The organism is Vibrio sp. 10N.247.310.23 (genome assembly GCF_041467155.1).
GTDB classification, from domain to species: Bacteria; Pseudomonadota; Gammaproteobacteria; order Enterobacterales; family Vibrionaceae; genus Vibrio; species Vibrio crassostreae_C.
Genome location: NZ_JBFSTZ010000023.1, coordinates 14837 through 29107, shown reverse-complemented (window position 1 = coordinate 29107; position 14271 = coordinate 14837). Strand labels below are relative to the sequence as shown.

Genomic DNA, 14271 nt, shown 5'->3' with positions numbered 1-14271 from the left:
TTACACCTTTAAAGGTTGTAGGTTCCCGTTGCTATCCGTAATATGAAAATTAGCTTATGGATAGAAATAATAGGATAAGGAAGCGCTTTGGAAATACAAATTAGACATTTAGAAGCAACGGATAGCCAAGATATTTTCGATATTTATCGCCGCCCTTCAGTTTCAGAAAACACCTCACAAAAGCCTTATCTTAGTTCTGAACAAGTGGAGCGACTGTTTGGTCATTCAGACCATTTCACTCTGGTTGCGGAAGTCTCCGGCAAAGTAGTGGGTCACATTACTTTATTCATGACCACCAAGGTAAGAGACAGGCACTGCGCTGGTCTTGGTATTGCTATTCACCCGGATATGCATGGTAAAGGGGTCGGTAAGGCGTTAATGCAAGAAGCGATCAATCAGGCGGATAACTGGCTTAATCTCGTGCGTCTTGAGTTAGAGGTTCATGCCGATAACCACGCCGCTATTGCTTTGTATGAACGTGTAGGCTTTCAGTTAGAAGGCACAAAAAGACTCAGTACGTTCAAAGCGGGTAAGTACATCGATATGTTGCTGATGTCGAGAATACGACCAGATTACCGTTGAGATCGAACCAAACAGGTTCCTGCTTTAGAAATCGGTTAATGAGCAATTGATTAGTGAAATTCCCATTAAACTCTGTATAGTAGCAACCGTTTGCTTCGTATAACCCCAATGATATGGTTTGGGGGTCTCTACCAGCTCCCGCAAAGTGCTGATTACGAAGGGTTTAGATCACAATTGTGTTCTTACTCTTTGTAATGGCGTTCAAGAAAACCTCCTGTCTATTATTCAGAGTAAGTGCACACCTAAAATCCATAGTAGGTGAAATATGAACGCATTTATTCAAGGGCTCCCAAAAGTAGAGTTGCATTTACACATTGAAGGTTCGCTCGAACCTGAGTTACTTTTCCAGCTTGCTCAACGCAATGGCATTGAGCTGCCTTATTCATCCCCAGAGCAACTAAGACGCGCATACGAATTTGATGATTTACAGTCATTTCTGGATATCTATTATCAAGGTGCTGATGCACTGCGCACAGAACAGGATTTCTACGACTTAACATGGGCTTATCTAGAACGCTGTAAAGCCGACAATGTTATCCATACTGAGATTTTCTTTGATCCTCAGACACATACCGATCGTAGCATTGTATTCGACACCGCTATTAACGGCATTCATCGTGCGCTTGAACAGGGTCATAAAGAGTTGGGCATTACCTCTCAAATCATCGCATGTTTTCTGCGCCATTTATCTGAAGAGAGCGCCATTCAAACGTTCGCAGAGGTATTGAAGCATCAAGATAAGATCGTCGGGGTTGGACTGGACTCTTCTGAATTAGGACACCCACCAGAGAAGTTCAAGCGTGTATTCCAACAAGCAAAACAAGCGGGCTTCTTGACGGTGGCGCATGCAGGAGAAGAAGGGCCGGCTCAAAACATTGTCGATGCGATTGAAATGCTCAGCGTGAGTCGAGTGGATCATGGTGTCCAGTGCATGACAGACGAAGCTCTAATCGAAGAGCTGATTGAAACCAAAATGCCACTGACGGTGTGCCCACTGTCGAATATTAAATTGCGTGTATTCGATGTGATGGAAGACCACAACATTGTCGAACTGCTCAGAAAGGGTGTGGCTGTAACGATTAACTCGGATGACCCTGCTTATTTTGGTGGTTACATGTCGGATAACTTTAATGCGGTGAGCCAAGCTCATGAGATGACGCATCAGGAGTTAGCGCAGTTTAGTTTGAATGCGATAGACGCGAGCTTTATTGAAGCGCCATTGAAGCAGCAATATCGAGAGCTTGTTCAAGGTTACTTAGCTAAAGCTGATTTTGACCAGAATTTCTAGCCGCTGTGCCCATTTACTAGCAGCTGAGTATAAAGCGCTAGGATGGCCAACTAAAGTGGATGGTAAAGTGTTATCGACTGAGTCTGCTTAATCTCTATAAGCCTAAATCATCTAGATGAAGACAAAAAAGAAGCTGGCAGTTTGCCAGCTTCTTTCATTTTTAAATTAAGCTCATTGAGCTACTTGTTCACGTAGTCTTTGAATTTCTGCTTGGTTTCAGCATCCGCTTTTTCGTACCAGAAATAGAGCATCTCTTCAGCTGTATTTGCTGCATTTCCGTCAATCTTTGTTGGAAGCGTTACCGGTTGTGCGACAGCAGCTGCTACGCCCGCGCTAGAACCTACTGTAAGTGCAGCGATGCCGCCTTTCTGGTTGTACTCCTTCGCTTCTTGCGGGTACTTACGACCAATCTGCATGCCATCTTTGATAAGTTTGTCTTGCTTAACACTGATTGCATTTTGGTTTTCATCAACCAGTTTCCAATCTAAGTTTTGAAGGCCTTTTTTCGCTTCGTTGGTGTTACGGAACTTAGGCATGTCAAACGTCAATGCTGTGTCTGTCGCATCAAAAGTAGCAATAATGGTATCGCTATCGACAAACTCTCGGTCGTTACCTTGGCTGAAAGCCAGTTGATATTTGAAAACGATTTGGTTTACGCCATCTGGAACGGTGATCGTTTTGCTCGAAGAGAAGAAACCACCGTCGAGATCAGGTTTAGCCTCATTAACAGCTAAGACTTCGACTAAAGCATCTGCGCTAGAAGGAACTTCAATTGTTACGTCAGCTAACACTTGTGGCGCTGCGATAATTGTCGAAAGCAGCGCAATGGATTGTAATGTTTTCATAGTCATACAGTTATTTAGGTGAGTAGTTCTACACTCGCATGCATAAAGAAGTATTTCAAGTTGCCTTGTCTCGATTTGGTAAAATTCACCGAAACTTAACCTAAGCCTAGTTTTTGAACGTGTTTATTGTGCGGTTTCTAGTCAGGTGAGAGCGTGGACTTGCCTTATTTTCTGTTAAAGCATCTTCATCGACGTTCGTTGGCGCTTGATGTGGTTTTAAAGAGACATAAATAGGAACGATTGCCGAAATCCAAATAGCATAGATGGTAATTACGCGATTGAAGGCGACGAACCAGGTTTCACTGCCCGTACTAGATGTGTAGTAGCCAATGAGCGTTAGCAAGGTGCAGGTGATAGCCCACATCACAGTGGAGGTTGGATCTTTCGTTGTTGCCGCAAGCAATACGATCGTAACGTAGGGAACGGCCATAGCAATGCCCAAAGGTACATGATAGTCGACCACAAAAATGATGGTTGCACCAAGAGCCAAGAACAAGTGTGGGCCGGTGCTAGGTAAGTTCAAATTCCATAGCATGTGATACCTTCCTTTACCCCATTTTGCGTTGCTGGTGGAGTTTGTGTATCAATCGAGTGGCTTGATGACTATTGACCATCAATCGATTGATCAGTTGTTGAAGCAATTCTGCTTCGGGCATGATGTGTTGATCGGCTATCTGTTCGGCTGAGCTCGCGAGTTCAAGCACTTCGTTCATTTCATATCTTGCTGCAATCTCTTTAACCGCCTTCAATGTTCTGGAGAGGTCATCCTGCTTGGCGTCCGAAAATAGCTCTATTAACTCATCGATTTCGTTTTCTAGCTCATCAACGAGAGAAGTTAAGCATTTGAGTTTCTCGTCTGTTTTAAGCTCATCATTAGCTAAAAATTGGCTACGCGACAGTTCTTCCTCTGTGAGTGGCAATTTGTTCTTAGGGTGACGCGTTAACATCGTGATGTTACTTTTTTCCTTGTTTGGAAGATTGTGTGCGTTAACGGAGTGATGGCGGTTGACCTCAAACTGTTGGTGAAACTCGTTGATGGCGTTTTGTAAGCTGTTTTTCTGTAACGGTTTGGTGAGTACAAAGTCTGCGCCTGATTCGATGAATTCATCGTGGGCCTCTTTGAATACATCGGCGGTACATGCAAAAACAACCGTAGTCAGCTTGAGTTCGCCACGGATTTTTTGAATCGCTTCAATACCGCTCATGTTGGGCATATGGTTGTCCATTATGATCAGGTCATATTGGTTTGACGCCAACTTATCTAAGGCCTGTAAACCGTCGTAGGCATTCTCAACCGTTAAGTTTATCGACTCACAGAACTTCCTAATCACCATTGCGTTGATCTTGTTGTCTTCGACTAACAATACTGAGAAGTCATCGAGAGTCTCATTGGTTTTGGTTGGCGTTTGGTCGATGACTTGTTCTTCAAGCTCATGCATCTCCAACGGCAAAGAGATCTTAAATTGAGTGCCCAAACCAAGCTGGCTGGAAACCTTAATTGTTCCGCCCATCAGTTCGACTAACTGCTGAACAATGGAAAGCCCTAACCCTGTGCCACCAAACTTACGGGTTGTTGAGAGCTCGGCTTGTTCAAAGGCGGTAAATATATGGTCGATTTTGTCTTCTGCAATGCCAATACCTGTGTCAGTCACTAATATATTCACGCTTGGTGGGGTAGTCGGTGCAATCAAGAATTCCACTTCAACCTTTCCTGACTCAGTAAACTTGACTGCGTTGCCTGCTAAATTAAATAAGATCTGACGTGTACGTGCAGAGTCACCAATCAACTGAATATTGGTAGGAATGTTATCTTTAATGATAAAAGCTAGGCCTTTGTCTTCTGCAAGAGGTGTCAATGTTTTATCAAGGTGTGTCACGACGTCGGTGACAGAGAACGGGCTATATTCCAACTCCATCTTGCCTTGTTCCACCTTAGAAAAGTCAAGAATGTCATTTAATATGGTGACAAGGTGTTGTCCTGAATCAATGATGATTTGGGCCTGTTTGCGAGTATCTAAACTTTGCGAGTCTTCCTTTATGATTTGAGCGATACCTAACACACCATTCATTGGGGTTCGTAACTCGTGGCTCATGGTCGCTAGAAAGAGAGATTTTGCTTCGCTGGCTTTTTCTGCTTTGTCTGCGGCTTCTTGATAGGAGAGGTTGTTTCTTTTGAGTTCGAAGACTCGGAAGAAAAACATGGTGAATGAGAACGCTAAAGTCAGCAACGCCAAAACGATAATAAGCTTAACGATGATACTTTTAAGTTGGTCTTGCAGATCGGTAAACTCATGCTCAATATGTTCAATGTACTCCATGCTGTGTGCTGAAAGTACTTGAGATAACAGCTGACTTTGTTGCTGGTTGAGTTCGGTAAACGTTTTATAAAGGTTCGCCAGCTCGGAGTTGACACCAGAATGGTTAATTTCGATTCCCCCAACCAACACACTCGCAAGAAGCGCGCTTTGAATGTCGATATTTGCATTGTTTATCTCAGCATCAGTTGAGCTGCTCTCTGTGAGTTGTAGAGTTAAAGATTGCAAAATAAACTGACGAGCCACACTAAGTCCTACTAGGTTGTCTAGCGTATCTAAGTTCGACATTGAAGCATCGTAGAAGCGCTCCAATAATTGCGCTGTTGGTAAGTGTTTAAAGAACGTAGAGTGGATATTCTCGCTTTGATAACTTTCTCTGAGCAGTTGTAACTCTCTTTCTAAAGCCACCAAATCTGCAGACATTTGATAAGGGTTGGAAATACCCGCAAGCGCTGCATTGGTGATGTGATCACGCATTTCTAATACTTCATGGCCTAACTCCCGAATAGGCACTCCATATTCGGTGACCTTTTCATGCTCGGAGTAGGTCAGCATAATGAAGCTAATTAAGCCGATGAAAAGCGATACAAACAGTAGAAATATGAGTCTGATCTTATTCATTTTCAAACTCCATTAACATTTGAGGACGGTTACCGGTAAGGGATTCGAGGAAGACCTTGATATCGTTGATGGTCTGTTTCTCAAACGTTTTACCGAGTTGGCTTTCACCCATGATTTTGATCGCTTCTTCGAGTGTGGCTGTTTGGCCGTCATGAAAATAGGGTGCAGTGATCGCCACGTTTCTTAAGCTAGCAACACGAAATAGATGCTTATCTTGTGGTTGCGCGGTAAACATAAAGCGACCTTGGTCTTCACTTCGTTCGGTTCCTGTTTTCGATAACCCGAAGTAACCAAATCGCATCACCATGCCTCCACCAATGTTGGTACCTTGGTGGCAACGAATACAGCCTTCTTCTTGAAAGGTTTCCCAACCTCGTTTGGCGGTTTCAGAAAGTGCTGCGTTGTCACCTTGTAAATACAGGTCGAAAGGGGCATTTGGTGTGGTCAAACCCTGCATAAATTCAATAAGAGCAGCCTTAATTGAAGCTTCGTCAATGGGCGTTGATTGTTCTTGGAATAAGTCGATGTAAGTTTTCGATTGAGACACATAATCCGTAATATGTTGCCAGTTTGAATCCATTTCATCGACGTTGTGCACTGGGCCATCAATTTGATCGCCGAGATTATTCACCCGACCATCCCAGAAGAACCGATAGTTAAAGACCGCGTTAAAAACGGTGAGTGAATTTCTCATCCCTGCGCCGTTTACGCCAATCGAAACTGGAATCACCTCTGCGCCGTTGGTTTGCAGGCTATGACAACTTTCACAGCTCACACTGCGGTTAGAAGAAAGGTTCGGGTCTTTAAATAGCACCCAACCAATTTTGGCCAGTTCATGATTTATCTCGGGAGAGTTTGGAATCGGGGATATGGGTTGGCTTGAAGCGACGGTTTTATGTGCGTGCTTTTCTTCGGAATGTGCGGAGTGCCCTGAAGAGTGAGAGTCATCATGATCGCTTTCATGGGCGTGATCTTCTTGGTGTTCGAACGAGGTGTGCATTTTTGAAGAGGCCGCGTCATAAACTAGCATAGCGACTGAAACGACAATGACAGTGATGCTTATTCCTGCTAAACATGGCGTTTTCATAACATTAGTCCATCTAGTTTTGACAATTATGGCAATTCAGAATCCTTCTGATATCACCTTCATTTCACTTTCCAATGATAGGTGTTATTTATAAACCTAGTTGCGCATACTTGATGTTGCAAGACAAGTGGTAGGAAATTAAATCGCTTAGGTAGTTGTCTAGCGGGGATTGATCGGGAGATCTTAGTCAGAATTGAATGAAGCTCTTTCAATTGAATTTAAGCCGAATGGCGTTAAACGAAAAAAGCCGTGGTAACTCAAGTGAGTTATCACGGCTTTCGTACTAGATTATGTATTTACTATCAATCTTAGTGCAATACACATCTATACAGTTTGAACAATCTACACCGCCTATCTAAGCTTATTTAGCTTGCGCTGCTGCCGCTTCTAATTGCTTAAGTTTACCTTGAAGCATGTATGCATTCTGGTTGAAGTTACCAGGGTTCAGTACTTGGCTATTCTGCATAGGGTAATCTGGTAGCGTCGTCATAAACTCTTGAACCTGATTTCCTACTGGAACGAATAACCACATGTTGTCTGCCATCCAGCGTAGGTACATACCAGACTCGTGCGGTGCTTTCTCGAATGGGTCAGCACGTAGGTGAACAACTTGAGGCCAGTTTGGTTGGAAACGAACTGCATCCACAATGTTACCATCCATCACAGCAAACGAAATCTTGAAGTCATTCCAACGTACTGCGTTTAGCTCAGCGTTAGCAGAGAAGTAAAGCATGCTGTCACGAGGGCCTTTCTCTTCTTTACCTTGGAAGTAAGGCAGGAAGTTGTAACCATCTAGGTGTACGCGCCAGTTTTTACCGTTGTAAGTTGCACCTTTGTCAGATGCTAGCTTCTCAACCACTTTATCATCACCAGCGGCTGCTAGTAGAGTAGGAATCCAGTCTTGGTGGCCCATGATATCGTTGATTTTAGTTCCAGGTTTGATAGTCCCAGGCCAGCGAACTAACTGAGGCACACGCATACCACCTTCGTAAGTTGTACCTTTCTCACCGTGGAAGTAAGTTGCGCCGCCATCAGGCCAAGAAACCGTTTCAGCACCGTTATCGGTAGAGTAAATTACGATAGTGTTGTCAGCGATTTTTAGTTCATCCAGCTTGTCTAGAAGCACACCAACATGGTCATCATGCTCTAACATACCATCAGCATAAATACTGATACCTGACTTACCTTGGTATTTCTCTTGTAGGCGAGTCCACACGTGCATACGAGTGGTGTTGTGCCAGATGAAGAATGGTTTGTCAGCTTTTACCGCTTTTTCCATGAATGCTAGAGATTCTTCTAGGAACTCTTCATCCGCATGCTCCATACGCTTACGCGTCATAGGGCCTGTATCTTCAATCTTACCGTCTGAAGTCGATTTGATTACACCACGAGGGCCAAAGTTCTTACGGAACTCAGGGTCTTTAGGGTAGTAGTATGTCTCTGGCTCTTCTTCCGCGTTTAGGTGGTACAGGTTACCGAAGAACTGGTCAAAACCGTGGTTCGTTGGAAGGTGTTTGTCTTGGTCACCCATGTGGTTCTTACCGAACTGAGCTGTCATGTAGCCTTGTTCTTTAAGAAGGTCTGCGATCGTTGGAGCCCAATCAGGGATACCGTGGTCCGAACCTGGCATGCCGATAGTCAATAGACCAGTACGGAAAGGTTCTTGACCTGTTAGGAATGCAGCACGACCAGCAGTACACGATTGTTGACCGTAGTGGTCAGTAAATAGTGCGCCTTCGTTAGCAATACGGTCGATGTTAGGTGTTTCGTAACCCATCATACCGTTGTTGTATGCACTGATGTTGAATACACCAATGTCATCACCCCAGATAGCAAGAATGTTTGGTTTTTCTGCTGCTGTTGCCGCTGAAGAAGCTGCTAATAGGCCAACACCTAATGCTAGTTTATTGATTTGGGTAGCCATAAGGACTCCAATTGTTATTTGAGATTAATGCGTTACAGGCCACGCATCGTTGACGAAACATTAATCTCGATTAGGCTCTTTGTCCTTTTATAGTCTTTATAACCAAATGTTATGGAGGTGGGTTAGGGTATTGTTAATTAATGGTTTATTTTGTTTTATGGTTTCTGAATTAATAAGTTGAGTGTGAGGGAAGTCAAATAATAGATTCGAAAAGTATGGGCATTTCTTTCTTATTTATCTTCAAAAAAATAAAAATATTAATAGCTTAGGTTGTATCGCCAATGATTAAAATTTGAACTATATGTTAAGTGCAGGATGCAAATAACCAATACAATAGAGGTTTCTATGACAGCGAGATATGGCGTAAAACGTCGATTAGCGATTTTTACCGCTGCTTTAATTGGCACGGTGGGGAGTAGTATCGCAGCAGAAAAGCCGAATATACTTGTAATTTGGGGTGATGATATAGGTCAATCCAATGTGAGTGCATACACCTTCGGTCTCATGGGTTACAAAACCCCGAATATTGATAGCATCGCGAAAGAAGGGATGATGTTTACGGACTATTACGCAGAGCAATCTTGTACTGCGGGTCGCTCTACCTTTATCACGGGACAAAGTGTATTACGAACGGGTTTGAGTAAAGTAGGTTTGCCGGGCGCAGACATTGGCTTACAAGCAGAAGACGCGACAATCGCAGAAATGCTGAAACCTATGGGTTACATGACAGGTCAATTTGGTAAAAACCACCTTGGCGATAAAGATGAATTCCTTCCAACAGCACACGGGTTTGACGAATTTTTTGGCAACCTTTACCACCTAAATGCTGAAGAAGAACCAGAGAATGAAGATTACCCAACCGATCCTGAGTTTCGTAAGAAGTTCGGTCCGCGTGGTGTCATTAAGTCATTCGCTGATGGCAAGATTGAAGATACCGGTCCACTGACGCGTAAGCGTATGGAAACGGTTGATGAAGAAACACTAGACGCGGCACTTGATTTTATGGATCGCGCAGTGAAAGCGGACAAACCATTCTTCGTGTGGTGGAACGCGACACGTATGCACTTTAGAACGCACGTGAAAGCCGACAGTAAAGGCGTAACCGGTGTCGGTAACTACGCTGATGGTATGGTTGAGCACGATCGACACGTTGGGCAACTATTGAAGCAAGTGGATGAGTTGGGTATCAAAGACAACACGATTGTTTTCTACTCAACGGATAACGGCCCTCACATGAACTCTTGGCCTGATGCGGGTACAACCCCGTTCCGTGGTGAGAAAAACACCAACTGGGAAGGCGCATACCGTGTACCAGCAATGGTTCGTTGGCCTGGTAAGATTGAACCAGGAACCGTATCTAACGAAATCATGCACCATATGGACTGGATGCCAACCTTCGTTGCCGCCGCTGGTGATGACCAAATCAAAGAGAAACTACTCAAAGGTCATACTGCCGGTGATAAAACGTTTAAGGTTCACTTAGATGGTTACAACTTCCTTCCTTACCTAACGGGTGAAGAAGAGAAAGGCCGTCGTTCGGAGATCTTCTACTTTACCGATGATGGTGATTTAGCGGCGCTTCGTTACAACCAATGGAAAGCGGTGTTCATGGAGCAGCGTGCAACGGGTACCATGAAAATTTGGGCTGAACCGTTCGTGACGTTACGTCTTCCTAAACTGTTTAACCTGCGTATGGACCCATACGAAAACGCAGACATTACATCGAACACATATTACGACTGGTTGTTAGACCATGCTTATATGTTCGTTCCAGCACAAGCGTATGTGGGCAAGTTCCTAGAAACCTTTGCTGAATATCCGCCACGTCAAAAAGCTGCGAGCTTTAGCTTGGATCAGGTAATGGAAAAACTGCAGGAATCTCATAACAAGTAAGTGATTGTTTGAGTGAAACTGAACAGATTGAAGAGCTCTTAGGAGCTCTTTTTTTATGCGCATACCGATGAGTAAATCCCGGTCGTGAATATGAGTCACAACTATCGAGCTCATTGCCACTAAATAATTGTAAATTCGTTGTTTTTACGTCTACCTTATTAAGCATAAGGATGTATAAAAACAAGGAATGTTATGTCTGCATGGTTGTGCTCACTGGTAAACGGATTGAAACACCAGCGAGTCGCAGTATTATCCGCAATCTTGTCTTCACTGATGTTGTCGCTGTTCAGTCTGAACGCCTATGCCAACGAGCAAGATCCTAATATCAACTCTGATATTTCAAAGGCCAACTCTGTAGCGTCACCCGTTAGCTCTGACGCTTTACCTATCGGTTCTAAAGCCAGATATGTCGGTTCGGAAGCATGTGTTGATTGTCATAGTGAAGAAGTCGCAGCGTGGGAGGGCTCTCATCATGATATGGCGATGAAGCACGCTACAGACGAATCTGTATTAGGCGATTTCAACGATCAAACATTCACTCATGACGGTAAACCCAACCGATTTTTCCGCAAGGGCGAAGAGTTCTGGGTCAATATTGAAGGGCAAGACGGCCACTTTAAAGATTACAAAATCAGCTATACCTTTGCCTTTGAACCACTACAACAATACATGGTTGAATTTGAAGACGGCCGTGTACAGTTGATTCCTTTCGCTTGGGATTCTCGCACTGAGGGCGAAGGCGGTCAACGCTGGTTTCACCTCTATCCTGATACCACCAACACCGATGAATTCTACTGGACCAATAGCGGTCAAAACTGGAACTTCATGTGTGCTGATTGCCATTCAACGAACCTAGAGAAAAACTACGACAGCGCGAGTAATACCTACAACACTACTTGGTCTGAGATTAATGTCGGTTGTGAAGCGTGTCATGGCCCTGCGAGTGAGCACGTTGAAAAGGCTCAGCTAGCAAAAGCTAACGGTGGAAAGGATGCTCCAGTCTCGGCGCATTATGGTTTTGACCGCGACTTGTCGAAGTCGGTCAAAGAGTGGATCTATCAAGAGGGTAATTCAACCCTGCAACCAAAAGACATCATCCATACCAATCAAGTTCAAACCTGTGCTCAATGCCACAGCCGTCGTACTCAGTTAAATGAAACGGGTGATCACGTTAACGGGTCTTTCTTTGATAAGTATCGCTTGAGCTTGATTACCCCAGAGCTTTACCACAACGATGGTCAAATCTACGATGAAGATTATGTTTACGGATCTTTCCTTCAATCCGTTATGGCGGAAAAAGGCGTCACATGTACTAACTGCCACGATCCCCATACTGCTGAACTAAAAATTGCGGAAGAAGCCGTGTGTAGCCAATGTCACATTGCATCAGAATACACGCCTGAGAAGCACACATTCCACGAAGCGAATACTGAAGCTTCACAATGTACGACTTGTCACATGCCAGAGACGACTTACATGGAGGTCGACCCAAGACGCGACCACAGTTGGCATATCCCGCGTCCTGATATTAGCCAACACATTAAAACGCCGAACGTTTGTACTAGCTGTCATGAAGACCAAACCGACCAGTGGGCAGATAAGCAAATCGGTGAGTGGTTCCCAGATTCTAAGTATCGTAATCAGCAGCACTTTGCCGTTGCCTTTTATGCTGACTCAATAGGGCACAGAGGGGCAGAGGATGCGTTGGCATACTCGGCTCAGGACTCCAGCTTAAGCAATATCATTCGTGCATCGAGCTTAGAACGTTTGGGCGGTAATACGGGTAAGAATACGCTTATTTCGCTGGCAAGAGCGGTGAAACATGATGATGAAATGATCCGTTTGGGTGTGGTACAAGGCTCGTCTGGTTTCCCATTCACTGACCGTTGGCAAATTCTAGAGCCGCTACTGAAAGACCCTGTATTGTCGATTCGTTCAGAAACCGCAGGCGCATTAGTGCGTTATTGGGGAGAAATGAACCCTCTGCAGAAAGACCAAATCAAGCCTGCATTAGAAGAGTACATTGAAATACAGCAATTTAATGCCGACAGAGGATTTGGACGTACTAACCTAGGCAACGTTTACCGAGATTTAGGCCAGCACGACAAAGCGATTGAGTTTTATCTAGGCGCTATCGAGATTGAGCCTTATTTCGAAAACAGCTACGCCAATTTAGCGGATTTGTATCGAGCGCAAGGTAACGAGGCAAAAGCGTTGTCGACCTTGAAGCAAGGTATTGAAGCTCAGCCTAAATCGAGTGTTTTGCCATACAGCACAGGATTGTCTCTGCTTCGTGTGAAAGATTACGAACAAGCAACGGACTACCTTAAACAAGCCGCTGAAACTGCGCAAACCGACCCTCAATATTGGTATGTGTACGGATTGGCTTTGGAAAAATCGGATGTGCTTGCGGCAAGTCAATCACTGCATAAGGCTTACCAATTTAGCCGCAACCCACAGCACCAGTATGCCCAGTGTGAAGTGTTGGCGCGAAACAGTCATATACCGGGCGTACCAAAGGCGTTTGAGCAATGTATTTCATCATTGAGCAAAGTGGCACCGCCGGAAGCCATTAACCAATTGAAAGCTAGGTTTAAATAAAGCGATGAGGTGAGCTTGGCTATCGAGCTTGCTGCTTATTCCGCTTGTAACCAATTATCGCGTTTATAACTAATAGTTATGGAGCTTGTGAGTAGGATGTACGCAGCCAGATTGAATTAAGGGAAGACCTATGAACCATGCGCAACAAGCAATAAACCAACTGATTGAACAAACAGAGAAAAGTGTTATCGGTCAGAGCCACGTCGTTCGGGCTCTGGTGATAGGGTTATTGACTAATGGCCATGTGCTTTTAGAGGGACTTCCCGGTACAGCGAAAACTCGCTCAGTAAAATCGCTGGCGAATCTACTGAACACCAGTTTTGGTCGAATTCAATTTACGCCAGACCTGCTGCCATCTGATGTGACGGGCACGGAGGTGTATCAAGAGCTTGATGGAAAGCCTCAGTTGCATTTCCAACCGGGTCCTATTTTCAACAGCATTGTATTAGCCGATGAAGTGAACCGTGCGCCTGCAAAAGTACAGGCTGCTCTGCTTGAAGCGATGGCGGAAGGGACGATTACGGTGGGTGGTCAAACTCACATCCTGCCAGATTTGTTCATGGTGCTAGCCACACAAAACCCAGTTGAGCAAGAAGGTACGTATCCACTGCCTGAAGCACAAATGGACCGTTTCATTATGAAAGTGACAGTCGACTATCCAGAAGATGAAGCTGAACGCGACATCATTCGACTTGTGCGCAGTGAGGAACTCGGTAGCGAGACGAGTTCAGAATTAGTCACGCCACAACATATTGAACCTGAGTTGGTACTTGAAGCTCGGCGCCAACTTCCAGACATTGCCGTTTCTGATTTAGTTGAGAACTACATTGTGGCCTTGGTGATGGCAACTCGTAAGCCAGAGCGTTACCCAGAATCAAACTTGTCTAAATGGATTGAGATTGGTTCAAGTCCGCGTGCTTCCATCGCGTTGGATAAATGTGCTCGCGCTTATGCATGGTTGCAAGGACGTGACCATGTCACGTTGGACGATGTGCGTGCCATGTTACCAACCGTATTAGGTCACCGATTCTCGTTGTCTTACGACGCATTGGCCGATGGTGTTGACCATCAAAGAGTGGTTGAAGAACTGCTCGATAATGTTGAGATTGGATAAC

The 14271-nt window shown here is 44.5% G+C and carries 10 protein-coding genes and 1 riboswitch; of the genes, 5 read left to right on the top strand and 5 right to left on the bottom strand.

Features of this window, described 5'->3' with window-relative positions; translation table 11 throughout:
- The first annotated feature begins 87 nt into the window (after positions 1-87).
- Positions 88-582: a GNAT family N-acetyltransferase gene (locus AB6D93_RS16985; RefSeq protein WP_017060016.1), complete on the top strand. Its 495-nt coding sequence runs from the start codon at positions 88-90 to the stop codon at positions 580-582.
- Between the two features lie 75 nt (positions 583-657).
- A riboswitch (purine riboswitch) is annotated at positions 658-757 on the top strand.
- 90 nt (positions 758-847) lie between these two features.
- Positions 848-1870 carry an adenosine deaminase gene (locus AB6D93_RS16980; protein WP_102332871.1) on the top strand — a complete coding sequence of 341 codons (1023 nt, stop codon included), beginning with the start codon at positions 848-850 and terminating at the stop codon, positions 1868-1870.
- Between the two features lie 179 nt (positions 1871-2049).
- Here AB6D93_RS16980 and AB6D93_RS16975 read toward each other — a convergent pair whose 3' ends face one another.
- From AB6D93_RS16975 to AB6D93_RS16955, 5 genes are all read right to left on the bottom strand, one after another.
- Positions 2050-2715, bottom strand: a complete 666-nt coding sequence (locus AB6D93_RS16975; protein WP_102332870.1) for a DUF2057 family protein — start codon at positions 2713-2715, stop codon at positions 2050-2052.
- A 106-nt stretch (positions 2716-2821) separates the two neighbouring features.
- The gene (locus tag AB6D93_RS16970; protein ID WP_102332869.1) at positions 2822-3250 is read right to left on the bottom strand and encodes a hypothetical protein; all 429 of its coding nucleotides are present in this window, start codon (positions 3248-3250) and stop codon (positions 2822-2824) included.
- A 13-nt stretch (positions 3251-3263) separates the two neighbouring features.
- A complete protein-coding gene (locus AB6D93_RS16965; protein WP_102332868.1) occupies positions 3264-5651 on the bottom strand; it encodes an ATP-binding protein in 2388 nt (795 codons plus the stop codon).
- Positions 5644-6738 carry a cytochrome-c peroxidase gene (locus AB6D93_RS16960; RefSeq protein WP_102332867.1) on the bottom strand — a complete coding sequence of 365 codons (1095 nt, stop codon included), beginning with the start codon at positions 6736-6738 and terminating at the stop codon, positions 5644-5646. The genes AB6D93_RS16965 and AB6D93_RS16960 overlap by 8 nt, the downstream gene beginning before the upstream one ends.
- A gap of 361 nt (positions 6739-7099) precedes the next feature.
- Positions 7100-8662: an arylsulfatase gene (locus AB6D93_RS16955; RefSeq protein ID WP_102332866.1), complete on the bottom strand. Its 1563-nt coding sequence runs from the start codon at positions 8660-8662 to the stop codon at positions 7100-7102.
- 345 nt (positions 8663-9007) lie between these two features.
- On the opposite strand from AB6D93_RS16955, the gene AB6D93_RS16950 reads away from it, so the two are divergent.
- The 3 genes from AB6D93_RS16950 (at position 9008) to AB6D93_RS16940 (ending at position 14270) form a co-directional block, all read left to right on the top strand.
- Positions 9008-10555, top strand: a complete 1548-nt coding sequence (locus tag AB6D93_RS16950; RefSeq protein WP_102332865.1) for an arylsulfatase — start codon at positions 9008-9010, stop codon at positions 10553-10555.
- Between the two features lie 192 nt (positions 10556-10747).
- The gene (locus AB6D93_RS16945; RefSeq protein ID WP_102332864.1) at positions 10748-13156 is read left to right on the top strand and encodes a tetratricopeptide repeat protein; all 2409 of its coding nucleotides are present in this window, start codon (positions 10748-10750) and stop codon (positions 13154-13156) included.
- 130 nt (positions 13157-13286) lie between these two features.
- On the top strand, positions 13287-14270 hold the full coding sequence (locus tag AB6D93_RS16940) for a MoxR family ATPase (RefSeq protein WP_017060007.1): 984 nt from the start codon (positions 13287-13289) through the stop codon (positions 14268-14270).
- The last annotated feature ends 1 nt before the right edge of the window (position 14271 follow it).